This is a genomic window from Pseudomonas sp. GM78 (assembly GCF_000282475.1).
Lineage (GTDB): Bacteria > Pseudomonadota > Gammaproteobacteria > Pseudomonadales > Pseudomonadaceae > Aquipseudomonas.
Window position 1 is genome coordinate 24,191 of sequence record NZ_AKJF01000206.1, and the last position, 23,072, is coordinate 47,262.

General features: G+C 60.1%; 21 protein-coding genes. 17 read left to right on the forward strand and 4 right to left on the reverse strand.

From position 1 onward, the window contains the following. Positions 1-166: 166 nt before the first annotated feature. The 8 genes from PMI35_RS02995 to PMI35_RS02960 all read left to right on the forward strand — a co-directional run bounded on the left by PMI35_RS02995 (position 167) and on the right by PMI35_RS02960 (position 10,604). Positions 167-1,555: an MFS transporter gene (locus PMI35_RS02995; RefSeq protein ID WP_008065584.1), complete on the forward strand. Its 1,389-nt coding sequence runs from the start codon at positions 167-169 to the stop codon at positions 1,553-1,555. Positions 1,556-1,639: 84 nt separating this feature from the next. Next, positions 1,640-2,476, forward strand: a complete 837-nt coding sequence (locus tag PMI35_RS02990; protein WP_008065586.1) for an alpha/beta fold hydrolase — start codon at positions 1,640-1,642, stop codon at positions 2,474-2,476. A 282-nt stretch (positions 2,477-2,758) separates the two neighbouring features. Then, entirely contained in the window at positions 2,759-3,295 is a 537-nt protein-coding gene (locus PMI35_RS02985; protein ID WP_008065590.1) for a 2,4'-dihydroxyacetophenone dioxygenase family protein, read from the forward strand. A 57-nt stretch (positions 3,296-3,352) separates the two neighbouring features. Further along, the gene (locus PMI35_RS02980) at positions 3,353-4,258 is read left to right on the forward strand and encodes a LysR family transcriptional regulator (protein WP_008065591.1); all 906 of its coding nucleotides are present in this window, start codon (positions 3,353-3,355) and stop codon (positions 4,256-4,258) included. Between the two features lie 187 nt (positions 4,259-4,445). Beyond that, entirely contained in the window at positions 4,446-7,301 is a 2,856-nt protein-coding gene (locus PMI35_RS02975; protein WP_008065592.1) for an ATP-binding protein, read from the forward strand. A 241-nt stretch (positions 7,302-7,542) separates the two neighbouring features. Beyond that, positions 7,543-8,262 carry an SDR family NAD(P)-dependent oxidoreductase gene (locus tag PMI35_RS02970; RefSeq protein WP_008065593.1) on the forward strand — a complete coding sequence of 240 codons (720 nt, stop codon included), beginning with the start codon at positions 7,543-7,545 and terminating at the stop codon, positions 8,260-8,262. Positions 8,263-8,423: 161 nt separating this feature from the next. After that, positions 8,424-9,359 (forward strand): alpha/beta hydrolase, encoded by a 936-nt coding sequence (locus PMI35_RS02965; protein WP_008065594.1) that lies wholly within the window; start codon positions 8,424-8,426, stop codon positions 9,357-9,359. Positions 9,360-9,506: 147 nt separating this feature from the next. Next, positions 9,507-10,604 (forward strand): alkene reductase, encoded by a 1,098-nt coding sequence (locus PMI35_RS02960; protein WP_008065595.1) that lies wholly within the window; start codon positions 9,507-9,509, stop codon positions 10,602-10,604. A 146-nt stretch (positions 10,605-10,750) separates the two neighbouring features. Here PMI35_RS02960 and PMI35_RS02955 read toward each other — a convergent pair whose 3' ends face one another. Further along, the gene (locus tag PMI35_RS02955) at positions 10,751-11,269 is read right to left on the reverse strand and encodes a cysteine hydrolase family protein (RefSeq protein WP_008065596.1); all 519 of its coding nucleotides are present in this window, start codon (positions 11,267-11,269) and stop codon (positions 10,751-10,753) included. Between PMI35_RS02955 and PMI35_RS34800 the strand changes: the two genes are divergently transcribed. Further along, the gene (locus PMI35_RS34800) at positions 11,268-11,441 is read left to right on the forward strand and encodes a hypothetical protein (protein ID WP_157295821.1); all 174 of its coding nucleotides are present in this window, start codon (positions 11,268-11,270) and stop codon (positions 11,439-11,441) included. The two genes, PMI35_RS02955 and PMI35_RS34800, sit on opposite strands and share 2 nt — an antisense overlap. Before the next feature lie 44 nt (positions 11,442-11,485). On the opposite strand, the gene PMI35_RS02950 is transcribed toward PMI35_RS34800, so the two are convergent. The 3 genes from PMI35_RS02950 to PMI35_RS02940 all read right to left on the reverse strand — a co-directional run bounded on the left by PMI35_RS02950 (position 11,486) and on the right by PMI35_RS02940 (position 14,061). Further along, complete coding sequence (locus tag PMI35_RS02950) at positions 11,486-12,379, reverse strand: SMP-30/gluconolactonase/LRE family protein (protein ID WP_008065597.1); 894 nt, start codon at positions 12,377-12,379, stop codon at positions 11,486-11,488. 50 nt (positions 12,380-12,429) lie between these two features. Next, complete coding sequence (locus PMI35_RS02945) at positions 12,430-13,260, reverse strand: NAD-dependent epimerase/dehydratase family protein (protein WP_008065598.1); 831 nt, start codon at positions 13,258-13,260, stop codon at positions 12,430-12,432. Between the two features lie 75 nt (positions 13,261-13,335). Continuing rightward, positions 13,336-14,061, reverse strand: a complete 726-nt coding sequence (locus tag PMI35_RS02940) for an oligogalacturonate-specific porin KdgM family protein (RefSeq protein ID WP_032832128.1) — start codon at positions 14,059-14,061, stop codon at positions 13,336-13,338. A 353-nt stretch (positions 14,062-14,414) separates the two neighbouring features. Between PMI35_RS02940 and PMI35_RS02935 the strand changes: the two genes are divergently transcribed. From PMI35_RS02935 to PMI35_RS02900, 8 genes are all read left to right on the forward strand, one after another. Further along, on the forward strand, positions 14,415-15,569 hold the full coding sequence (locus PMI35_RS02935) for a mandelate racemase family protein (protein WP_008065601.1): 1,155 nt from the start codon (positions 14,415-14,417) through the stop codon (positions 15,567-15,569). A gap of 69 nt (positions 15,570-15,638) precedes the next feature. After that, positions 15,639-17,249 carry an ABC transporter substrate-binding protein gene (locus PMI35_RS02930; protein ID WP_008065602.1) on the forward strand — a complete coding sequence of 537 codons (1,611 nt, stop codon included), beginning with the start codon at positions 15,639-15,641 and terminating at the stop codon, positions 17,247-17,249. A 66-nt stretch (positions 17,250-17,315) separates the two neighbouring features. Beyond that, on the forward strand, positions 17,316-18,353 hold the full coding sequence (locus PMI35_RS02925; protein WP_008065603.1) for an ABC transporter permease: 1,038 nt from the start codon (positions 17,316-17,318) through the stop codon (positions 18,351-18,353). A gap of 54 nt (positions 18,354-18,407) precedes the next feature. Further along, positions 18,408-20,018, forward strand: a complete 1,611-nt coding sequence (locus PMI35_RS02920; protein WP_008065604.1) for an ABC transporter substrate-binding protein — start codon at positions 18,408-18,410, stop codon at positions 20,016-20,018. Between the two features lie 63 nt (positions 20,019-20,081). Then, positions 20,082-20,999 carry an ABC transporter permease gene (locus PMI35_RS02915; RefSeq protein ID WP_008065605.1) on the forward strand — a complete coding sequence of 306 codons (918 nt, stop codon included), beginning with the start codon at positions 20,082-20,084 and terminating at the stop codon, positions 20,997-20,999. Between the two features lie 11 nt (positions 21,000-21,010). Then, the gene (locus PMI35_RS02910; protein ID WP_008065611.1) at positions 21,011-21,850 is read left to right on the forward strand and encodes an ABC transporter ATP-binding protein; all 840 of its coding nucleotides are present in this window, start codon (positions 21,011-21,013) and stop codon (positions 21,848-21,850) included. Between the two features lie 10 nt (positions 21,851-21,860). After that, positions 21,861-22,637: an ABC transporter ATP-binding protein gene (locus tag PMI35_RS02905; protein ID WP_008065612.1), complete on the forward strand. Its 777-nt coding sequence runs from the start codon at positions 21,861-21,863 to the stop codon at positions 22,635-22,637. Positions 22,638-22,666: 29 nt separating this feature from the next. Beyond that, a complete protein-coding gene (locus PMI35_RS02900; protein ID WP_008065613.1) occupies positions 22,667-23,035 on the forward strand; it encodes a 5-carboxymethyl-2-hydroxymuconate Delta-isomerase in 369 nt (122 codons plus the stop codon). Positions 23,036-23,072: the final 37 nt, after the last annotated feature.

Consider the following 23,072-nt stretch of genomic DNA (forward strand, 5'->3'; position numbering starts at 1 on the left):
ATTTATTAGCTATATCCATCAATTCTCGTCGGGTTTCTAATTTGCGGACGGTGAACTCCAACGCTCTCATTGTTTTGGAGTCGCCTGCAAACCCGACGTTGCGAATGCTCTGCGCTGATCAATTGTCGGGGAACAATAAAAAGAAAACTCAGCGGGAGATATTCCTATGGGCCTCGCTCAAGAAAAAGCAGCTGTTATTCCGTCGTTCACCCGGGTTTCCAAAGGTGCAGGAACAGCCTCGTGGGGCGCAATGGCGTTGCTCTGGCTGGTCTACGCCATGGACGCCAACTCACGCCAGATGTTCTTTATGGTATTGCCTTCGATCACCAGCGAATTCAAAACCAGTGCAGAGATGACAGGCCTGCTCGCGGCGTTTATCACCATCGCAACATCGTTGATCGCTGTGCCTTGCATGATCTGGGCTGACAAGGGCGGGCAAGGTTGGATGAGGAAGTACCGGCACCTGCCAATCGTGATTGCCTACACGCTTTTTACCTTTCTGACCGGGTTGAATTTCCTGACCGGTTCACTTGGAGTGCTGGTGGCGTTGCAGGTGATTTCACACGCCTTTGGTGGTGCCGGTGAGGCCATCGAAGTCACGTCGTTGTCCGAGTGGTGGTCTCGCGAAAGGCGAGGGTTTGCGTTGGGTCTGCATCACACTGGCTATCCGTGGGGGACGTTGATCGGTGGTCTGGCGATCAGTGCATTGCTGAACGCCTACGGTCCGGAGAACTGGCGCCTGGCCTTCCTGCTGTTTCCGGTGCCAATGATCATCATCTTTTCCATCTACTGGTGGTTCTGCACGAAAAAGCGCTATGAGTCGTTTGTCGATCACGTGCGTGAGGTTGGGGAAACCGTTCCGGCGTTGAGTGCAGCCCAGGGGGTAGTGGCGCCACCCGAAGGTGCCTTTCGCTCGGCGATGCGCAATCCGAACATCAGCACCATCGCATTGGTCTCGATGCTCGCCATCGTCGGTTATTTCGGGATCAGTTTCTGGCTGCCGCAGTACCTGGCCTTCGTGGCGCATTACAACTTCGCCGAGGCCGCGGCGTATTCCGTGTTGTTCACCATCACCGGTGGCATCGGGCAAATCGTCTGGGGTTGGATCTCTGACCGCATGGGCCGCAAGCTTTGCCTGATGATTGTTTTCGCCTGGCTGGCGATTGGCATGTACCTCTTCCAGTTCACGTCCTTGAGCCTGACATGGCTGGTCTGCATTCAGTTGTTCGCCGGTTTTGCGATGAACGCGCCTTATACCTTGCTGTATGCGATCGCCTTCGATTCAGCCAAACCCGGTACATCCGGCATCGCCGGCTCGATTGTCAACGTGGGCATCTACGCCGGCGGCTTCGGGCCTTTTGTGATCGGCATGTTCATTGGTGCAGGCGGCGGTTTCGATCAGGTGGCGGGTTACAACTACGCGCTGTATTTCATTTCCGGATTGATGATCGTCGCTGCGTTTGTCACAGCCTTTTTTACCCGGGAAACCACCGGCTGGTTCCTCAAGCACGACCGGGCGCTGGTGTCCAAGGCGTCCTGCAACATGGCCGGTTGAGGCTGTCGTTGCGACTGAAAAAAACCTACCTGCAACCATTAAAAAAATTCCCTCGCGGGGATGTCCAGCGTCAGGAGAATCAACATGCAACACATCAACCATTCACACGGCAACCACATTCAGGTCAACGGCACGACACTATGGGTCGAAGACACCGGTGAAGCCGACCTGCCAGTCGTTCTGTGCCTCCATTCCTGCTTTCTCGACGGGACCATGTTCGATGGCCTGGTCGAGGCCGCCGCTGGCAAGTTTCGGGTCATACGGCCCGACTTCAGGGGGCAGGGTAAAAGTGCCCTGGAGGATGTCGATATCATCACCATGGATCAATGTGCGGACGACATGGAAGCGCTGATTGAAAGGATGGAACTCGACTCGATCAATGTCATGGCCCAGTCCATGGGCGGCGATGTCGCGTTCAGGCTGATTGCGCGGCGCCAGGAACTGTTCCGCTCACTGGTGGTTGCAGGGTCCTCGGCCTGCGGCGAGCCGCCCGAGCAAGGCGCGCGCTTTGCGCAATGGGTGGTCGATGCAGGTCAGCAGGGTTTCGTCGGTGAGATTCTCGACATGACCATGGAAGTGATGTTCGGCAAGACCACGCGCCACAACCCTGAAAAACAAGAATTGATCGCTTACTGGCGCGACCGGATCGAAGCGCTGCCGAAAACCCTGCGCCCGGCGATGAAAGGGGTGATGCACCGTGAGAGCTCGGTTGAGCTGTTGTCGTCGATCAATATTCCGGTGCTGATCATCAATGGAGAAGAGGACATGCCACGGCCGCCGGCGTGGTCCGATGAAATGAAGCGGGAGCTGCAGAATTCGAAGCTGATGCGGCTAAGCGGGATCGGGCACAGCCCGACGCTGGAGGCGCCTGAGTGGGTGCTGCCAGCAATCATCGACTTCTATTCAAATCCACGCGTTTGAAAGAATGGCTCGTGGCTGATTGCCCAACAAACGAATGCTCTCCCTTGTCGGCGCGAGCAAGCTCGCGATGAACTCGTGAGCACCGCGTTTAACCAGAAAGCACGCGTTATCGTTAACGACCATCGCGAGCATGCTCGCTCCTACAGTTATGACCAGACGTCACATCTGGTGTGATCAGGTAGCTATTTTCGTCGATAGATCAGTCACCTAACCTTTCAACCAGCCACCGTTCAGGCGCGATTGCGATGCTGTGAACGCTTTGAAAAACCGAGAGGCCTAAAAATGAATTCCCCCGTGAAGCCTGATGAATCAGCCATTGCCTACCAACTACCGCAAGTCCCGTTCATGACCCCGGACATGGTTCACCCCGGCGTGATGACCCAATGGCTGGAAGACGATGAGCTGTGGGTGCCAGTGACCAAAACCGTTTCCTTCAAACCGCTTCTGCTCAACACCTCGGGCGGGTACTACATCAACCTGTTGCGTGTGCGTCAGTCCGGTGTGCTGTCGCGTCACCGCCACACCGGCGGCGTGCATGCTATCGTGCTCAAGGGCCGCTGGCATTACCTGGAACATGACTGGATTGCGGAAGAAGGCTCTTTCGCCTACGAGCCACCCGGTGAGACCCATACCCTGTTCGTCCCCGAAGAAGTTGAAGAAATGATCACCTGGTTTCACGTGCAGGGTGGCTACACCTACGTCGATCCCCTGGGCGTCGCGGTGGGTTACGAGGACGTGTTCACCAAGCTTGAAAGCGCTCGCGTTCACTACAAGACCCTGGGCTTGCCAGACGACTATATTGAACAGTTCATCAGGTAATCCGAACGCTGACGAAAAACGCGCTTCGGCGCGTTTTCTCATGACCCAGGACCGACAATGGACAACTACTCCCAGCTGCTCGCGTTTATCTGGTCCACCGAATGCGGAAGCTTCTCGGCGGCGGCCCGGGTTCATAACATCACGCCCTCGGCCGTGAGCAAGTTGATCACGCGCCTGGAAGACAGGCTGCAGGTTCGGTTGTTCCAAAGAGGCTCGCGCCTGCTGACGCTGACCGAAGAGGGCGCCGCGTACCTGCTCAGCGCCAAGGCCGTTGTTGATGCCATGAACGAGGCTGATTCCCTGGCCGAAGGCCTGCCTTCCAGGGTCAGCGGTACCCTGCGAATCCACACCATGACCACCTTTGCCAAGCACCAGATCGTGCCTTGGTTGCCCGAGTTCCTGGATCTGTATCCATCGTTGGATGTGGAAATTCAGTTAGGGGCGCAGTTCGTGGATCACTTTGAACAGGGACTCGATATCGCCATCCACAGTGGAGTGCTGCCGAGCTCTTCACGTATCGCCAAGCGGATTGGGGAATGTGAGTGGCTTGTTTGTGCTTCTCCCGCTTATCTGGCGGAACATGGTGTCCCCACTGTTCCGTCCGACCTGTTGAATCACCGCTGTTTCAATTTCAGCTTTGTCAGCCCATGGAGCAAATGGGCATTTGTGCAGGAAGGAGAGGGGGTATCCGTGCCCGTGACGCCCAGTGCATCGTTCACTCAAGGTGATTTACTGCGGGACATGGCTCTATCGGGTGCGGGCGTGGTCAAGCTGGCCGACTTCCACATTGGGCCAGACATCAGGGCGGGCACGCTTGTGCCTCTTCTGGAGGCCTTCAAGTCGGGGATCATTGAACCGGTGTATTTGTTGTACTCGGACAGAAAACACCTCAGTCCACGTATTCGGGTGTTCATCGAGTTCTTCTGTGAAAAGTGGCGGCGCAATCCCTGGAAGGTCACTTGAAGGAAGCTCCAGAGCACCTGCGTGGCGGCGCACCGCACAAGTGCGGATACAGGTCGCCATCTATCTGCTTTTACACCATTGCACTGGCCCCTGAAGTGGATAACAACTAAACCCAAACAAATGTGCAATCGATTTCCAGCGCCATTGATCATCACTTGTTTGCGGTACGATCGAGAGAGATCAGATCATGAACGACGTGTTCGTATTCGGACCGTTCTGCTTGTATCCAGGCATTCGTATTTTGCGAAAGGATGGCGTAGACGTCGTGCTGGGAAGCCGGGCCTTCGACATCCTGACAGCACTGGTAGCGTGCAATGGCAAAGTTCTGAGCCGTCGGGAGTTGATCGCCGCCGCCTGGCCTGATCTGGTCGTTGGAGAGTCCAATGTACGTGTGCAGATCGCCAACGTTCGGCATGCGCTCGGGTGCGGTCTCGACGGCGCTCGTTACATCGCCAGTGTGGCGGGACGTGGGTACTGTTTTGTAGCAGCGGTAGAGCATATCGAAGGCAATAACCCGTTGCCTTCGGGGCAGGACGTGGCAATGCAATCGCTTATTGCACAAGTTCCAGAAATGACCGTGGTGCTTTCGCACATCCCCGTACCGTTTAAAGGCGCAGTCGGGCGCGAGGGTTGCATTGCCGAGCTTTCGCAGCTGATCTCGGACTGCCGGTTGGTCACACTGGTAGGTGCCGGCGGAGCGGGGAAGACCACATTGGCTGTTCTCGTTGCGCATACCCTCGATGCTTTTGGTGACGGGATTTTTTTCGTGGACCTTAGCACCGTGGATCGCGGCGAGCGGGTCCTCGAAGCGCTTGCCTTGGCGGTTGGCTACCGACCCTCAGGTGCAGATCTGTTTCCCGAACTTTTGGAAGTACTTTCGGTAAAGAAGACTTTGATCATTCTCGACAATTGCGAGCATGTGATTGCTGCTGTAGCCGATATTTGCCTGCTTATTCTGGATGCGACCGACAATGTGTCCTTCTTGAATACAAGCCGAGAGGCTCTGCGGGTCAAAGACGAGTTCGTCTATCGGCTACGCCCCTTGGCCTGCCCTCCTGAGGCCGAGCATCTTACTGCCAATCAGGCAATTGTCTGGCCTGCCATTCGGTTGTTCATTGAGCGGGCAAAGGAAAGCGGGGCCCGAGAACAACTCAGCGATGACGATGCCCTCGTTGTAGCTGCTCTGTGTCGTCGTCTGGATGGAAACCCCCACTCGATAGGATTACTTGCCAGCCAAGTGGGTGCATACGGAGTTCGGGGTGTTGCCAATCTGCTCGCGAACCGGTTTGCCCTGCACTGGCAAGGTCGTCGCGATGCCTGTCCCAGGCATCAGACGGTCGAGGCCATGATCGACTGGAGCAACAATCTGCTCACCCCGCGCGATCGGGGGATTCTCTACAGACTTTCAGTGTTCTGCGGGAGATTTTCGGTCGCAGATGCTGTAGCTGTGGTGGCGGACGATCATGCCGACACTTTCGAAGTGGAGGAGGCCATCAGAGATCTGGTGGGCAAGTCGCTGGTCGCCATCCATTCGCAGGAGAGCGAAACCTATATCAGACTGCATGAGACGACCAAGGCGTACGCGGCTAACCGGTTAGCCAGGCTGCACATAACCGACAAGATCGCACTCAGGCATGCCTTGTACTACGCGCAGCAACTACGGACTTTTGAGTTTGTTCAGTCCGCAACCACCAACAGCACTGCCTTTCGCATGCCGGAAATCGATAATGTACGTGCGGCGCTGGAGTGGTCCTTTACGACAGGGCAAGATCCTGGCCTGGCAGCGCAATTAAGCAGCCTGGCAGCGCCACTTTTCCTGGCGCTTGGCCTTCTCATGGAGTGTAAGCGTTGCTGCGAGCGTGCCCTGGGAATGCTGCCGCACCACCTCTGTTCGACGAAGCTCGAACTGGGCCTTCTTGAGACACTGGCCATCACGTACTACAGCGGAGGTGAGTACGGCGGTGAAATGACGGGGACTGTGGAACGCGGTCTGGCGTTGGCACGGCGCTTGGATGACAGCCACTCGACGTTTCATTTTCTTGCGGGCCTTCATTTGGTCTTGATGGCAACTGGCAGGTTTCGGGAGTCGCTGGTCGTCAGTGAGCAGTATGCCATTGCCGCGCGCGATCATGGAGGACCAAGTGAGAAGGTGATCGCTTGTTGGATGGAGGGTTCATCCTGGCATTTCTCGGGTGAACAATTGGCGGCCGATGAGCACTACCTTTCTGGTATCGATCTCGTTGCCCAGAATGTGTTGCGCCCACTGCGTTACTTTGAGAGCAAAGAGAAAACCATTGCCAGCCTCGGTAGGGCGCGTGTCAAGTGGATTCGGGGGATGCCGGTACAGGCGTTGCAATTGGCGCATAGCGCTATCAGCGATAGCAGGGTTCATCCGGATTCGTTCTGCCTCTGTGCGACGCTCTGTTTCCCGATCCTTCTCACCAACGACGAGTCAGACTTCGCCGAGCGCCTCATTCAGGAGTTGGAGAACGTCGCCCAAGACTACAAAGTTGGGGTGCGCCATCAGGTCATCCATTTCTTGAAAGGCTTGCTATCGCTGAATCAGAGCGGCTTCCTGGTTGCCATTGAGCATCTTCAGCAGTGCCTGGCGAACCTGCCGCCACCGACGCTCAGCTTTGTGAGAATGGATGCACTGCAGGCACTGGCCGAAGCGCTAAGTGCAAGTGGAGATCAGCCAGGCGCATTGGCCGCGATCAAAGAGGCGATCGATCTGGCACATGAGACAAGGGGCCTATTCAGCTTTGCAGACCTGTTGAAAACCAAGGCCGAAGTGATCATGGCCTTTGAACAGGCTGGATCTGAAGAGGTCGAGGGCTTGCTGTCCCAGGCATTGGGCTGTGCCCGGGAACAGCACGCGTTGGGTTGGGAGTTGCGAGTAGCCCTTGTCATGTTTCGAACCAGATTCTCCCTGAGTAAGAGCAGGGAAGCCAGGGATGCGCTGGAGAGCGTCTTTTGTCGATTCACGGAAGGGTTCGAAACGCACGATTTGAAAGCGTCGGCACAGGCACTTCAGCTCAACTGAGTGTGATCTGCCGCCATGTTCACCGCAATTGACAACGTTTAACCGTCTGCACGACCAGGCCAGCGCTAAGGTGGCGGTGCTGATGTGCATAGAGCATCGACTGCTTTTCGCTGTGCCTCTACCCGGGCGTTCTTCTGGCTCGTTCATGAGATGAGGAGCCTGCGTGAGCAGGTCGCTGTCTTCCTGCGCATCAAGCCACCGGGATTTCCCACAACGCGTGATGTACAGAAGGGTTTACGTTATGAGACTGCAAAACAAAGTGGTACTGGTCACTGGCGCTGCCAGCGGTATTGGCTACTCCGTCACGGAGCTGTTCGCGAAAGAGGGAGCCACGGTGTTTGCCAGTGATATTGCTGCTCCTGCAAGCCCCTATAGCGAAGATGTCGAGGTCCTGAAGCTTGACGTCACGAGCGAAGAGGACTGGTCGTCGGCGGTCGCGGTGATCATCGCTAAACATGGTCGTCTTGATGTGCTGATCAACAATGCCGGGATCATTGCCTACGAACGGCTGGACGAGCTGGAGATGAAGGAATGGATGCAGATGATCGCGGTCGATCAGACGGGCGTCTTTCTCGGTATGCGCGAGGCGGTCCGGGTGATGCGAAAACAGGGGGCGGGGTCGATCGTCAACATCTCGTCGATTTGGGGCAGTGCGGCCGTTGCCGGTGCCCACGCCTACCACGCTGTAAAAGGTGCGGTACGTACCATGTCGAAAAACGCTGCGCTGACTTATGCGACCGAAGGGGTCCGGGTCAACTCGGTGCATCCCGGTTTTATCGATACGCCGCTTACCCAGGCGCAAGCACCTGACCTTAACGATCTGGTCATCGAATCGACGCCGATGAAACGAGCAGGCAAACCCATCGAGATTGCCTACGGCTGCCTGTACCTGGCCTCTGATGAGTCGCTCTACGTCACGGGTACGGAGCTGGTTATCGATGGTGGTTACCTGGCGCAATAGCCGGGGTTGACTCTAACGGGCGCCAGTTGATCGCGGTGGGGGAAAGCGCCACTCGATCAGTTCAATGCCATGCGCCACTTCTTCGTTTGATCCGGTCGTGAGGCTTCAACAGTCCTTCGCGACTGGTTCGACAACTGTGAACAAGACCCTTGAGGTTACCTATGATTATTAGCCCGATAGTTCAGGAACGTATCGTTGCATGGAATACCGCATCATTAGCCTTCGGCCCTTTGTTGCGCGGCGAGGCTGGGTGTTGGGAGACAGCCCGGCGTAACTATGTCGAGGTGCTCGCAGCTCATCCAACCCCTGAAGGTGTAACGATAGAGACGATCGATATGGGCGGTGTTGCCGCGACGCTCGTCTCGCCAGCGGAGGTCGAAGAAGGCAGGGTGCTGCTTTACATCCATGGCGGTGGGTATGTCGCGGGCAGCCCCGATGGTTATCACGGTCTGGCAGGGCATTACGCCAAGCTGTTGAGGGCGACGGTTTACATGCCCGATTATCGTCTCGCACCAGAGCACCCGTTTCCCGCCGCGATCGAAGACACACTGGCGTCTTACCTTTGGCTGCTGGAGCAGGGCACATCGCCGCGAAAAATCGCATTTTCGGGTGATTCTGCGGGTGGGGCCATGGTGGTATCGGTGATGGTTGCGGCACGCAATGCCGGGCTGCCGCTTCCGGTCGCCGGAGTAGCCCTTTCTCCTTGGGCCAATCTTGAACATGGCGGCTCATCGATGCTGACCCGTGATGGAGTGGACCCCACCGTGAACTTGGCGGGCCTGAACTTGATGGCCAAGGCATTTTTGCAGGGAGCGTTGAAAAACGATCCGGATGCGTCCCCGGTCTTTGCAGATGTGCGTGGGTTGCCACCGATACTGGTGCACATCGGGGAGAGTGAAGTCATGTTGAGTGATGCGATTCGATTGGCTGCGCACCTGGCAGAGAATCGCGTTCGCGTGACGCTGGAAGTCTGGCCGGAAATGTTTCATGTCTGGCACCTGTTCGCAGCGATTCTCCCGCAAGGAATGAAGGCCCTCAAAGGTGCAGCAGCATTCATCGATGAGGCATTCAAGGAGAGGATGCTTGACCACGTTTAACCGCGTTTAACACCCCATTTTCCGTCACCCCTGTAACGTTTTGGAACCCGCTCCTGACACTTGTTTGCGAGTGGTGCCTGGGCTGCACACCTGGCTTGTTTCGTCGGTGTTTCGCAGCCTGTTACTTGAAACCTGGAGTCAAAACGTATGTCCGTCAACCAACGATCCGATCTTTTTTCTCCTCTGTCGATCGGCGCAATCAAAGTCGCCAACCGTGTCGCCATGGCGCCGTTGACACGCTCCCGGGCGACGATGGAGGGTGTGCACACGCAACTGGCGGTTGAGTACTACCGGCAGCGGGCAAGTGCAGGTCTTATCATCTCGGAGGCCACTAACATTTCACGGCAGGGCCGTGGTTATGCCTTTACGCCAAGCATCTATACAGCGGAGCACGTAGCGGCCTGGCATCAAGTCACTGATGCGGTGCATGAGGCGGGAGGCAAGATCGTGTGCCAGTTGTGGCATGTCGGTCGAATGTCCCATGTGAGCCTGCAAGAGAACGGTAACGCCCCCGTTGCACCCTCGGCAATACAGGCCGGGGAGGTGGTTTTCCTTGAGTCGCAAACATTGGGCGCACCGTCGATGCCCCGTGCACTGCGGACCGAAGAAATTGCATTGATCCTGGAGGATTACCAGCACGCTGCACGTTGTGCGCTGGAGGCTGGTTTTGATGGCGTCGAGGTGCACTCGGCCAACTGCTACCTGCTTGAGCAGTTCATTCGCGACAGCACTAACGTGCGTACTGACCAGTACGGTGGCTCGGTGGAAAATCGCATTCGATTCCCCCTCGAAGTTGTACAGGCCGTTTCGCAGATTTGGGGCGCGGACCGTGTTGGCGTGAGACTGTCGCCGATCACGCGTGCTGTCGGCGATACGCCGCTGGACAGCGATCCACAGGCGACCTATGGCTATTTTGCCGAACAGCTCGGGCGACTGGGTTTGGCTTATCTTCACTGCGTGGAAGGCCAAACCCGAGGCGAAAATGAGGCTGACGCCTTTGACTTCAAAGCGCTGCATGCGGCGTATGGTGGTCGTTACATCGCCAACAACAGCTACGACCGCCAGATGGCCCTTGACGCTGTTGCCACTGGCCACGCCGACATGGTGGCCTTCGGACGTCACTTTATCAGTAATCCTGATCTGGTCGAACGGCTGCAACTCAATGCGCCGCTCGCGGAATCGGACCGCGATACCTATTACGGTGGTGACGCGGCAGGGTACACCGATTACCCAAGCCTCTCCTGAAAGAAACTCTATCGCCAGGGATGAAGGAAACAGCCCCTGAATAGACCTGATGGCCGGGGTGTCTTTGCCGATGTCGATGGCGGGAGCACTGAGACGCTCGCAACGCAGGCTGATCGACCCAGGTTCGAGTCGATCAGCAGGCACCATCAGAACGCCCAGTCCCGGGCTTGAACAAGCCGGCAGAAGGGCCCTGCCAGGGTCGCGTTGTGATGGGCGATAACGGCCTCAGCCTTGAGGGTCGGGGTATCAGGGCAGGTATGGCCGTCGGCGATCAGCACTGCATCGAAACCCGAGTCGCGGGCGGCGCGGGTCGTGCTGTCGACACAGTATTGGGTTTTCATGCCGGTGATGACTACACCTTCACAACCGCGCTCACGCAACTGTGCCGCGAGGTGGGTCTGGGCGAAGGCATTGGGGCGGGTTTTCTCGAAGATCACTTCGTCACCTTGCAACGCCAGTTCCTGGACAAGTTCTGTGAGGGGGCTGCCTGACTCGATAGGCGAGCCCGCGGGGCCGATGTGACGGGCAAGAAAGATCGGCGCGCCCGCCTCATGGGCGTTACTCATCAGGCGCTTCAAGGTGCCCACGAGCGCTTCGCTGCGCCACGGTTTCTCCGGGCCGTGCACAAGCCCTACCTGCATGTCGAGAATCAGAAGTGCGTACATGGAGCGTTTCCTTACGTTTGAGCCAGCGCCGAGGGGGCAAAAAAAAGACCCGGTCCATTGCTGGCGGGTCTTTGAGTTTTCGGTTTTTTCAGCTCACGAAAACGTTTACGACCCGCCGATGGCGGTCGTGGTGTTCGTGGTCGATTTGATGCGCAATGGAGTCATGCCCTAGACCTTATCTTTCGTGCGTTGGTCATGCAAGTGAACAAGCCTGGTTCAGGCCCGTGCCAGCGGTTCAGGCAGGCCCTTCACCCCGGGATTCAAGGCGAATACACCTCCGGCCAGCGGCTGGTCGGTCAGGTCGATGCCCTGGGGACGGATCGAGGTGACGAACAACGTATCCAGCTGTGGGCCGCCAAAGGCGCACATGGTCGGTTTTTTCACCGGCAGGTGCAGTGCGCGATCCAGTTTGCCTTCGGGGGTGAAGCGCAGCACCTGTCCGGCATCGATCGCACAGATCCAGTAGCAGCCCTCGGCATCCACGGCGGCACCATCCGGGCGGCCCGGGTGCTGGTTCATGTCGACGAACACTCTGCGGTTGTGCGGTGTGCCGCTGTCGATGTCGTAGTCGAAGGCCCAGATCAATTGCACGCCGGGATGCGAATCCGAGAGGTACATAGTCTTGCCGTCCGGGCTGAAGGCCATGCCGTTGGGGACGGTCAGGCCTTCCAGGCGAGCGTGCAAGGGTTGTATCGAGCCACCGGCTTGCGGGTCGTAACGGTAGAGTGCGCCAACCGTATCGGCGCCCATGCCGGGGTGCATGGTGCCGGCCCAGAAGCGGCCCTGGCGGTCGCAGCGTCCGTCATTGAAACGCATGTTGTCGCGGGCATGTTCGACGCTGGCGCATTTTGTTGCGCGCAGGCGCCCATCCGCCTGGGGGGTCAGCTGGAAGATCCCGCTTTCTTGTGCGCCCAGCCAATGGCCTTGCGGGCTGCGGGCGATGCACGCGAGCATTTCCTCGGCCTGCCAGGAGTGGGTCTGGCCGTCGAGCTGCCAGCGGTGCAAGCGGCCGGCGGGGATGTCCACCCAGTAGAGTGCGTTTTCCTGTGGCTGCCATATCGGGCTTTCGCCGGTGGCGTTGCGGGCGTCGATGATGAGTTCTGCGGTCATGGGTCGGTTCCGGATTCAGGGGCCGGCGTTGCCGGCTGTGGGGACAGGGTTCAGTCGCCGAAAGGGCCGGCCGCCGTGAACGCGCCCCCTTGCAGCCGGGCGTTGGGATCGTCCGTCGCAGGCTTGGGCTGTTGCTCCATCTGCGCGCGGAAACGCTCGGAGCTGTCCTGCGGGTTGAAGCCCAGGTGCGCCGCGAAACGGTTGTTCCACCACAGGTCGCGGTTCGCCGAAACGCCATAGACCACGGTGTGGCCAACGTTCTCGGCGAGCAACGCACGTTCCACCAGGTGCGCCAGGTCGGCGTAGCTCAGCCAGGTGGACAGCATGCGCAGGTTGCGTGGCTCGGGGAACGAGGAGCCAATGCGCAAGCTCACGGTCTCGATGCCGTAGCGATGGAAATAGAAGGTCGCAAGGTCTTCGCCATAGGACTTGGACAGCCCGTAGTAGCAGTCCGGGCGGCGCGGGGAATGCGCGTCCAGTTGCTGGTCCTGCGGATAGAAGCCGGTGACGTGGTTGGAGCTGGCGAAAACCACGCGCTTGATCCCGTGTTTGCGCGCGGCCTCATAGACATGAAACGTACCGCGGATGTTGGCCTCGAGAATCTCCTCGAACGCACGCTCGGTGGAGATCCCGCCCAGGTGCACGATGGCATCCACTTCGTTGGCAAGCGCCAGGACCCCGGCCTTGTCCGCCAGGTTGCAGCTGATCACCTCTTCATGCTCGCCAGCGGGTGGCGCCATCTCGCTGATATCGCTGGCGCGTACGACATTGGCGTGCGCCTGCAACGCTTCGCGCAAAATCTGCCCAAGCCCGCCGGCGGCGCCGGTCAGCAGCAGGCGGTTGAAGGGCTTGTTCGCAGTGGAGGAGGGAGATGTCGTCATGGCGGGTGCGTCTCTAATGGGATTTTTGTCGTGGACCTTGCGGGGCAACCCTGGCGGCTGCCCGGCGGTGGGGCATTACATGAACGTGTACTTGATCCCCAGGCGCCAGCGGCCCTGGCGGTCGTCGGTGTAGGCGTTGACCTTGATGTCGCCCACTTCCATGAACGGGGCCCACTGCTTGTTGATCTTGTACTTGATGATCAGGTTTTGCTCGTAGTCGCTCTTCTTGTTGTCGTAGCGGATGTAGTCGGTGTCGAAGTAGATGTACTGGTACTCGAACGCCCACGGGCCTTGGGGGGTGTAGCCGAGCCAGCCTTCGAAGCGGGTAGTGTTCTGGTTGTCCTTGGCGCGGTCGCTGTAGCTGTGGTCGATCTGGTCGCGGTCCAGGCTCTTCGCATCGAGACGCAGGCGCGTGGCGACGTACCAGGTGTCGGAGATCTTGTAGTTGTATTTCAGGCCGAACTTGTACGTGGTGGCGTCCTTGGAGCTGTCCACCTGGAATGACGGCGTCAGCGTCGACTTGGGGCTCAACTTGAAGTTGTAGTCCACGGTGAGCTCATGGCCGTTGTTGACCATGTTGTCGTAGGCGACGTCTTCGCGATCGCCTGCCGTCTTGTATTTGATCTCGGCTGCAAAACCCAGGCCGCTGTCCATCCGGTAATTAAGTTTCACCCGGTCGGAGTGGATGCTGTCGTCTTCGGTGTAACCGTGACGGTAATCGATACTGGCCGAGTCTGCGCAGGCATAAAAAGACCAGCCGAGGGTGCTGACAGCAATGAGATTGCGGAGTGATTTGTTCATGCGATCTTCTTTTTTGTTTTTGTCGAGGTCGTTATGAGGCGGGTCGTGGCTGTGAAATCCGGTGCGGCGGGGTGGGAGCTCCCTGGTGAATTTCGGCATAAGTTATCGTACAACATTCAGGTCGTCTACGGTTTCTTCAAATGTTGTCGGACAACTCGGTACGATCGCTCTAAAATGGGCTTTATAGAGGATTGATCGGCAATGAAATGATGTCTAAGTGATGATAATCACCCTGAAAAAGCGTCTTTTTTAAAGTTTTCAAGAGGGCCTTTTCAAATGTTGTACGATGACGTAGGATCACCTCCAGAGCGTGACTCACCCGCCACAAATCAAACAAGAAGGCTCAGACGTCCATGATCATCACTGCTGTAAACGTCCAGGTTTTTTCCTACCCCACACGCCGCGCTGTCGACAGCGCCGGCCATGCCCACCCGGGCGACGTTGCCCAGGCCCAGATGGCCTTGCTGCGCATCAGGACCGAATGCGGTAACGAAGGCTTCGCACTGGGTGCGCCCGAGCTCATTCGCCCTTATGTGCTGGACGGTTTCGTGCGCAAAGTGCTGGTGGGCGCCAATGCCTTTGATCGCGAGAAGATCTGGCACGACCTGGCGCACTGGCAGCGCGGCAGCGCCAGCCAGTTGACCGATCGTGCCCTGGCGCTGGTCGAGCAGGCCCTGTGGGACTGGGCCGGACGCAAGCTGAACGTGCCGGTGCACAAGCTGATCGGCGGTTACCGCGACAAGGTGCCTGCGTACGGTTCGACCATGTGCGGTGACGAGCTGGCGGGCGGTTTGTCGACCCCGGAGGAGTACGGCCGTTTCGCCGAGACCCTGGTCAAGCGCGGCTACAAGGCAATCAAGCTGCACACCTGGATGCCGCCGGTGTCGTTCGCACCCAGCGTGAGCATGGATATCAAGGCGTGCGCGGCGGTGCGCGAGGCGGTCGGCCCGGACATCGCGCTGATGATCGATGGTTATCACTGGTACAGCCGCACCGAAGCACTGACCATCGGCCGCGCCCTGGAGAAGCTGGATTTCGCCTGGTTCGAAGAGCCGATGATGGAAGACTCTGCCGAATCCTATGCCTGGTTGTCCGCTCAGCTGGACATTCCGGTGCTGGGCCCGGAAAGCCTGGGCGGCAAGCACCTGAGCCGGGCCAGCTGGGTGAAGAACGATGTCTGTGACATCTTGCGCGCCGGTGTCGCCGGGGTCGGCGGGATTGCACCGTGCCTGAAAGTCGCGCACATGGCCGAGTCGTTCGGCATGAATTGCGAGATCCACGGCAACGGCGCGGCCAACCTGGCGGTGGTCGGCGCGATCAAGAACTGCACCTGGTACGAGCGCGGCCTGTTGCACCCGTTCCTCAACTACGACGAGGTGCCGGCATACCTCAAGCGCCTGGTCGACCCAATGGATGAAGACGGCTTCGTGCACCTGTCGGACCTGCCAGGCCTGGGCGAGGAGATCGACTTCGACTACGTCGAGACCAACACGCTGCACAACTACTGATTCGTGCATGGCGGCACGCGTCATGGCGTGCCGCCCGAGAGTCCAATAACTATAAAAAGGCTATCTCACATGAGCGTTCTCCCCAAACTCTGGGCGGGGGTCTTTGCCGCATCGCTGGCGCTGACCTCGGTCTCTGCTGCATTCGCCAAGACCCCGGCCGACCAGTTGATCGTCGGCATGAGCATGATCAACCTGCTGTCCCTCGACCCGGCGGCTGCCACCGGGCTGGATGTCTCGGAGATCAACGCCAACCTGTACGACATGCTGCTGGTGCAGGATGTGCGGCAACCGGACCGGCTGGTACCGGCCCTGGCCGAAAGCTGGCAGGTCAGCGCTGATCGCAAGACCCTGACCTTCAACTTGCGCAAGGGCGTGACGTTCCAGTCTGGCAATCCACTCGGCGCCGAAGACGTCGCCTGGTCACTGCAACGGGTTCTCAAGCTCAACCTGGCCCTGGCCTCGACCTGGAAGGCCTACGGTTTTACCGCTGGCAACGTCGACCAGTACCTGCGCGCCACCGACGAGCACACCTTCGTCGTCGAACTGCCGCGCCCGACCGATCCGATGCTGATCCTCAATACCCTGGCGACCTCGCCCAGCGCATTCATCCTCGACCGCAAAGTGGTGCAGCAGCATCAGAAGGGCAATGACATGGGCGGCGCCTGGCTGGTTACCCACGCTGCCGGCAGCGGTCCGTTCATCCTCAATGACTGGCGCGCCAACGACGTGATCCTGATGACCCGCTTCGACGGTTACTGGGGTGGCCCGGCCAGGCTCAAGCGCATCGTCATGCGCAACATGACCGAATCGCAGTCACTGCGCCTGATGGTCGAGCGCGGTGACCTGGACCTGGCCAAGGGCATGTCCGCGCCGGATATCGAAGCGCTGGAGAAGTCCGACAAGGTGCGTACCCAGACCGTGCAGCGCGGCACCCTTTATTACGTGGCCCTGAACGTCAAGCAAAAGCCCTTTGACGACGCCCGCGTACGCCGGGCGGTGCGTTCGCTGATCGACTATCAGGGCATCAACCAGACCGTGATGCCGCACTACGGCCAGCTCAACCAGCGGCCACTGCCGCTGGGCTTGCCGGCGCGCCTGGACGATCCGGGCTACACCCTGAACGTGGCCGAGGCGAAACAGCTGCTGAGCGACGCCGGCTACCCCGAAGGCTTCAAGACCACTATCCGCGTGCTCACCGAGCCGCCGTTCATCAACATTGCCTCCAGCCTGCAATCGACCTTGGCCCAAGCCGGCATCCAGGCCACCATCGTGACCGGCACCGGCAACCAGATCTACGGCGCCATGCGTGAGCGCAGTTTCGACATGCTGGTCGGGCGCGGTGGTGGCGGTGCTGAGCGGCATCCGCATTCGAGCCTGCGCACCCTGGTGTACAACCCGGACAACCGCGACGAAGCCAAGCTGAGCAACTTCCAGGGCTGGCGCACGTCGTTCTACAGCCCCGAGTTGAACAGCCTGATCGAACAGGCCGAAGTCGAGCCGGACAAGGCGCGGCAACTGGCGCAGTACCAGCAGATCCAGACCACCCTGGATGCGCAGGTGGGGGCGATCCTGCCCGTCTCGCAAATGACCGACACCGTGGTGCTGTACAACGATGTCCGGGATTACCAGGGCCACACCGCGGCCACCACCCCTTACAAGGACGTCTACAAGTCGCGTTGAGCGGGTGAGGGGCGTGCGCGTCCCTCACGCTTCGGTGCTTGGTGAACGCTTTTTCAGGAGCCTGATATGTTTCTTTCGACTGCCTCTGTGCTGGGCGCCCGCGTGTCCGGCACGGCCCGCCGGGCCAGCACCGTCCTGGTGACTCTGCTGGGCCTGCTGGCGCTGACCTTCTTCATTGGTCGGGTGATGCCGCTGGACCCGGTGCTGGCCGTGGTCGGTCCGGACGCCGACAGCACCACCTACGACCAGGTGTACCGGGCCATGGGCCTGGACAAACCGATCTGGACCCAGTTCGGCCTGTACCTCGATGACCTGCTGCACGGTGATTTCGGCAACGCGCTACTGACCGGCCACCCGGTGCTCGAAGACATCAAGCGGGTGTTCCCGGCGACCATCGAACTGGCGACCCTGGCGATCCTGTTCGGCATCCTCATCGGCTTGCCGCTGGGTGTGGTTGCCGCCAGCAACCAGGGCCGCCTGGGTGATCATGTGGCACGGGTGATCACCCTGTTCGGTTACTCCACGCCGATTTTCTGGGTCGGCATGATGGGCCTGCTGGTGTTCTATGCCTGGCTGGGCTGGGCGGGCGGGGCAGGGCGCATCGACCTGGCCTACGACGGCATGGTGCCGGACGTCACCGGCCTGCTGTTGATCGACACGGCGCTGGCGCGTGACTGGGAAGCCTTTGCCAGCGCACTGCGGCACATCGTCCTGCCGGGGCTGATCCTCGGCCTGAACTCGGTCGCCTACATCAGCCGCATGACCCGCAGCTTCATGCTCGAACAGCTGTCCCAGGAATACATCATCACCGCGCGGGTCAAGGGCCTGTCGCGGCGCCAGGTGGTCTGGGGGCATGCGTTTCGCAACATCCTCGTGCAGTTGCTCACGGTGGTCGCCCTGGCCTACGGCTCGCTGCTCGAAGGTGCGGTGCTGATCGAGACGGTGTTCGCCTGGCCCGGCTTTGGCCAGTACCTCACCAGCAGCCTGATGCTCGGTGACATGAATGCGGTGATGGGGTGCGTGCTGGTGATCGGCCTGATCTTCGTCGCCCTCAACCTGGTCAGCGACGCCCTGTACAAAGTGTTCGATCCCCGGACCCGCTGAGCCGCCCAGGCCTGCGTGAGCACAGTAAACAACTATAAAAAGAAGGATGCCCACATGAACACTGTATTGCCGACCCTGCGCATGAGCCTGCTGGGCGCGATCATGGCGCTGAGTCCGATCGCCGCGGTGCAGGCCAAGACCCCTGCCGATCAGTTGATCGTCGGCATGAGCATGGTCAACCTGTTCTCCATCGACCCGGCCAACGCGCCGGGCCTGGATGCCTCCGGGGTCAATGCCAACCTCTACGACACGCTGGTCAAGCGCGACCACGGCAACCCGGAAAAACACCTGCCGCAGCTGGCTGAACGCTGGGAGGTGAGCGAAGACGGCAAGCAGATCACCTTCCACCTGCGCAACGGCGTGAAGTTCCACTCTGGCAACGCCCTCACCGCCGAAGACGTGGCGTGGTCGCTGTACCGGGTGATGAAACTCAACTTCGGCCTGGCCACCACCTGGAAGGCCTACGGCTACAGCGTCGACAACATCCAGGGGCTGATCCGCGCCACCGATGCGCAAACCCTGGTAGTCGACCTGCCACAGCCGACCGACCCATTGCTGGTGATCGACTCGCTGGCGATTTCGCCCAGCGCCGTGGTGGTCGATCGACAGGAAGCCTTGAAGCACGAGAAGAACGGCGACCTGGGCGCTGCCTGGCTGGTCACTCACGAAGCTGGCAGCGGCCCGTTCACCCTGAGCAAATGGAGCGCCAACGATTCGCTGGTGATGAGCCGTTTCGATGATTACTGGGCTGGGCCGGCCAAGATGAAGCGGGTGCTGGTGCGCCACATGACCGAGTCGCAATCGCTGCGCCTGATGCTCGAACGCGGTGACCTGGACCTGGTCTACGGCATGGCCGCGCCCGACATCAAGGCCATCGAGCACTCCGACAAGCTGCAGGTGCAGTCGCTGCAACGCGGCACGATGTATTACGTGGCGATGAGCATGAAACAGCCCGAATTCGCCAACCAGAAAGTCCGCGAAGCGGTGCGTAACCTGATCGACTACCAGGGCCTGGACGAACAGGTGATGCCGCATTACGGCAAGCTCAACCAGCAGCCGATGCAGCTGGGCCTGGAGGCGCGCCTGCCAGACCCAGGCTACAAAATGGACGTGGCCAAGGCCAAGGCGCTGCTGGCCGAGGCCGGCTACCCCCAAGGTTTCAGCACCACCATTCGCACCCTGTCCGAGCCGCCCTTCATCGACATTGCCGCGCGCATGCAGTCGACCCTGGCCGAAGGCGGGATCAAGGCCAGCATCGTCACCGGCACCGGCAACCAGGTGTATGGCGCCATGCGCGCGCGCAACTTCGAGATGATCGTGGCGCGCGGTGCCGAGCGCTACCCGCACCCGTACTTCAGCCTGCGCACGTTCATCTACAACCCGGACAACGGTGACGCCGCCGGCTTGCCCAACTTCCAGGGCTGGCGGGCGTCGTTCTTCAATCGCCAGCTCAATGAGCTGATCGACCAGGTCGGTGTCGAGCGCGACGCAGGCAAGCGCCTGAGCCTCTACCACCAGGCGCAGAAGCTGTACGACGAGCAGGTCGGCCCGATCATGATGATCTCGCAGATGACCGACACTGCCGTGAGCGCGGTGGACGTCAAGGGCTTCGTCGACGATGACGCCGAGGCGACCCGTTACCTGGGTGTCTACAAGCAACGCTGAACACCGCCGGGAGGCGTCTGCGGACGTCCCGGGTGGCCATGATTTCACATCGAGAGCATGCCGATGATTGCCAACCTGTCTTCTACCGAATCAACCGCCGGGCGGCCGGCCGACAAGACGCCCGCCTCCAGCCTCGACGCGCTGTACAAAAGCAGCCTGCGGGTGCTGCGTCACCTGTTGCGCAACCCGATGACCCTGGCCGGGGTGCTGGTGGCCTTGCTGCTCATGGTGGTGGCCGCCTTCGCGCCCTGGATCGCCACCCACGACCCGGTGGTGCAGAACCTCGCCAACGCCCTGCAGGCCCCCGGCGCCGCGCACTGGTTCGGCACCGACGAATACGGCCGCGACATCTTCAGCCGGTTGGTCTACGGCTCACGCATCACCCTGTACATCATTGCCCTGGTGACGATTATCGTCGGCCCGATCGGGCTGTTCATCGGCACCGTCTCGGGCTATTTCGGCGGCATCGTCGACACGGTGTTCATGCGCATCACCGACATCTTCATCTCGTTCCCGAGCCTGGTGCTGGCCCTGGCGTTCATCGCAGCCCTTGGCCCTGGCCTGGAGCATGCCGTGGTCGCTATCGCGCTGACTTCATGGCCACCGATCGCACGCCTGGCCCGGGCCGAGACCCTGTCGCTGCGCAAGGCCGACTTCGTCGTGGCGGTGGAGCTGCAGGGGGCGTCCTCGAGCCGCATCATCCTGCGCCACATCGTGCCCATGTGCCTGTCGTCGGTGATCATCCGCCTGACCATGAACATGGCCGGCATCATTCTCACCGCCGCGGCCCTGGGCTTCCTCGGCCTGGGCGCGCAGGCGCCGCTGCCGGAGTGGGGCGCGATGATCTCCACCGGCCGGCGCTACATGCTCGAGTGCTGGTGGCTGGTCGCGGTACCGGGTGCGGCAATCATGCTGGTGAGCCTGGCGTTCAACCTGTTGGGCGATGGCCTGCGGGACATTCTCGATCCGCGTAGCGAGTAACTGGAGGCTTTATGTCGACGCTCAAACTCAATGTCGATTCGCTCAATGTGCGCTTCGTCAACGGCAAGAAAGAAATGCACGCGGTGCGCGATGTGTCGTTCACCCTGGGCCGCGAAAAGCTCGCCATTGTCGGCGAGTCCGGCTCGGGCAAGTCCACCGTCGGGCGCAGCTTGCTCAAGCTGCACCCGGCGAGCACGCAGATCAGCGCCAAGGCCATGCAGTTCGGCGAAGTCGACCTGCTCGGCGCCAGCGAAAAGGCCATGCAGAAGATCCGTGGCCAGCGCATCTCGATGATCATGCAAGACCCCAAGTACTCGCTCAACCCGGTGGTCAAGGTCGGCGACCAGATCGCCGAGGCTTACCTGGCGCACCACAAGGCCAGCCGCAGTGAAGCCCGCGACCGGGTGCTGCTGATGCTGGAAAAGGTCCACATCCGCGACCCGCAGCGCGTCTACAACCTGTATCCCCATGAAGTCAGCGGCGGCATGGGCCAGCGCATCATGATCGCCATGATGGTGATCACCAACCCTGAAGTGATCATCGCCGATGAGCCGACTTCGGCGCTCGATGTGTCGGTGCGCCAGCAAGTGCTCAACGTGCTCGAAGAGCTGGTGGTCGAGCAGCAGATGGGGCTGATCTTCGTCAGCCACGACCTCAACCTGGTGCGCAACTACTGCGACCGCGTGCTGGTGATGTACGCAGGAAGAGTGGTCGAGTCACTTGCCGCCTGCGACCTGCAGTACGCCGAACACCCCTACACCCGTGGCCTGCTGGCAGCCTTGCCGAGCATGGACAACCGCCGCCCGCGCTTGCCGGTGTTGCAACGCGACCCACTCTGGCTCACCTGCTGAGGTAATTGACATGTCCATGATCCAGGCACAATCGCTGAACCTGAGCTTCGGCATCGGCCCTGCGCTCAACCAGGTGCTGCACGACGTCAACCTGAGTGTCGAGGATGGCGAGTCGTTCGGCCTGGTGGGCGAGTCGGGTTCCGGCAAGACCACCGTGCTGCGCTGCCTGGCCGGCCAGTACCGGCACTGGAGCGGAGCGCTGAGCATTGCCGGCGTACCGCTGCAGCACAAGATCCCCAAGGAGCACTTTCGCAAGGTGCAGATGGTCTTCCAGGACCCGTACGGCTCGCTGCATCCGCGCCATACCATCGACACCGCGTTGCGCGAGCCGCTGACCATCCACGGGATGGACGAGCGTGACGACCGCATCAACGACATCCTGCTCAAGGTCGGCCTCAACGACAGCTTCCGCTATCGCTATCCGCACCAGTTGTCCGGCGGCCAGCGTCAGCGCGTGGCGATTGCAAGGGCGCTGATTCTCCAGCCGCGGGTGTTGCTGCTGGATGAGCCGACCTCGGCCCTCGACGTTTCGGTGCAGGCCGAGATTCTCAACCTGCTGGCGGATCTGCGTCAGCGCGAGAAGCTCACCTACCTGATGGTGACCCACGACCTCGGCGTGGTCAGCCATCTGTGCGACAAGGTCGCGGTGATGCAGCAGGGACGGATTGTCGAGCGCCTGGACAGCCAGGCGTTGAGTCAGGACCTGGCTCGTCACGAATACACCCGCATGCTGGTGCAGGCCAGTCGCGATTTCAGTGCCGAGTCGCCGCGGGTTGCGACGGTCTGAACCCTGCGTTTTCACTCAAGGAATTCAACATGCCCCATTGCATTATCGATTGCCCGGCAGCCCTCGCCCGGCGAGTCGGCGAACAGAAGTTGCTGGCCGCCGTGCACGACGCCATCGACGCCAGCGGCTTGTTCAAGCCTGGCGATATCAAGGCGCGCCTGAACAGCTTCGAGCATTACCGCTGCGGTGCCACCCAGGATGATTTTGTCCACGTGGCGCTGTACCTGTTCGCCGGGCGCAGCGCTGAACAACGGCGCAGCCTCGCGTCAGCGACCATGGCGGCGCTGGTCGCCTTGTTGCCAGAGGTCGAGGCGTTGTCCATGGACGTGCGGGAAATGCCGCGGGAAACCTTCGTCAATCGCAGCCAATACCTCGAACAGGCTGCGCTGGCGATCTGAGCCTGTTGGTTCAGGTGCACACACAAGGAAAACCAGA

Excerpts from the sequence above, each read along its gene's own strand:
- PMI35_RS02995 (WP_008065584.1), top strand. The coding sequence starts at position 167 with ATGGGCCTCGCTCAAGAAAAAGCAGCTGTTATTCCGTCGTTCACCCGG.
- PMI35_RS02990 (WP_008065586.1), top strand. The coding sequence starts at position 1,640 with ATGCAACACATCAACCATTCACACGGCAACCACATTCAGGTCAACGGC.
- PMI35_RS02985 (WP_008065590.1), top strand. The coding sequence starts at position 2,759 with ATGAATTCCCCCGTGAAGCCTGATGAATCAGCCATTGCCTACCAACTA.
- PMI35_RS02980 (WP_008065591.1), top strand. The coding sequence starts at position 3,353 with ATGGACAACTACTCCCAGCTGCTCGCGTTTATCTGGTCCACCGAATGC.
- PMI35_RS02975 (WP_008065592.1), top strand. The coding sequence starts at position 4,446 with ATGAACGACGTGTTCGTATTCGGACCGTTCTGCTTGTATCCAGGCATT.
- PMI35_RS02970 (WP_008065593.1), top strand. The coding sequence starts at position 7,543 with ATGAGACTGCAAAACAAAGTGGTACTGGTCACTGGCGCTGCCAGCGGT.
- PMI35_RS02965 (WP_008065594.1), top strand. The coding sequence starts at position 8,424 with ATGATTATTAGCCCGATAGTTCAGGAACGTATCGTTGCATGGAATACC.
- PMI35_RS02960 (WP_008065595.1), top strand. The coding sequence starts at position 9,507 with ATGTCCGTCAACCAACGATCCGATCTTTTTTCTCCTCTGTCGATCGGC.
- PMI35_RS34800 (WP_157295821.1), top strand. The coding sequence starts at position 11,268 with ATGGAGCGTTTCCTTACGTTTGAGCCAGCGCCGAGGGGGCAAAAAAAA.
- PMI35_RS02955 (WP_008065596.1), bottom strand. The coding sequence starts at position 11,269 with ATGTACGCACTTCTGATTCTCGACATGCAGGTAGGGCTTGTGCACGGC.
- PMI35_RS02950 (WP_008065597.1), bottom strand. The coding sequence starts at position 12,379 with ATGACCGCAGAACTCATCATCGACGCCCGCAACGCCACCGGCGAAAGC.
- PMI35_RS02945 (WP_008065598.1), bottom strand. The coding sequence starts at position 13,260 with ATGACGACATCTCCCTCCTCCACTGCGAACAAGCCCTTCAACCGCCTG.
- PMI35_RS02940 (WP_032832128.1), bottom strand. The coding sequence starts at position 14,061 with ATGAACAAATCACTCCGCAATCTCATTGCTGTCAGCACCCTCGGCTGG.
- PMI35_RS02935 (WP_008065601.1), top strand. The coding sequence starts at position 14,415 with ATGATCATCACTGCTGTAAACGTCCAGGTTTTTTCCTACCCCACACGC.
- PMI35_RS02930 (WP_008065602.1), top strand. The coding sequence starts at position 15,639 with ATGAGCGTTCTCCCCAAACTCTGGGCGGGGGTCTTTGCCGCATCGCTG.
- PMI35_RS02925 (WP_008065603.1), top strand. The coding sequence starts at position 17,316 with ATGTTTCTTTCGACTGCCTCTGTGCTGGGCGCCCGCGTGTCCGGCACG.
- PMI35_RS02920 (WP_008065604.1), top strand. The coding sequence starts at position 18,408 with ATGAACACTGTATTGCCGACCCTGCGCATGAGCCTGCTGGGCGCGATC.
- PMI35_RS02915 (WP_008065605.1), top strand. The coding sequence starts at position 20,082 with ATGATTGCCAACCTGTCTTCTACCGAATCAACCGCCGGGCGGCCGGCC.
- PMI35_RS02910 (WP_008065611.1), top strand. The coding sequence starts at position 21,011 with ATGTCGACGCTCAAACTCAATGTCGATTCGCTCAATGTGCGCTTCGTC.
- PMI35_RS02905 (WP_008065612.1), top strand. The coding sequence starts at position 21,861 with ATGTCCATGATCCAGGCACAATCGCTGAACCTGAGCTTCGGCATCGGC.
- PMI35_RS02900 (WP_008065613.1), top strand. The coding sequence starts at position 22,667 with ATGCCCCATTGCATTATCGATTGCCCGGCAGCCCTCGCCCGGCGAGTC.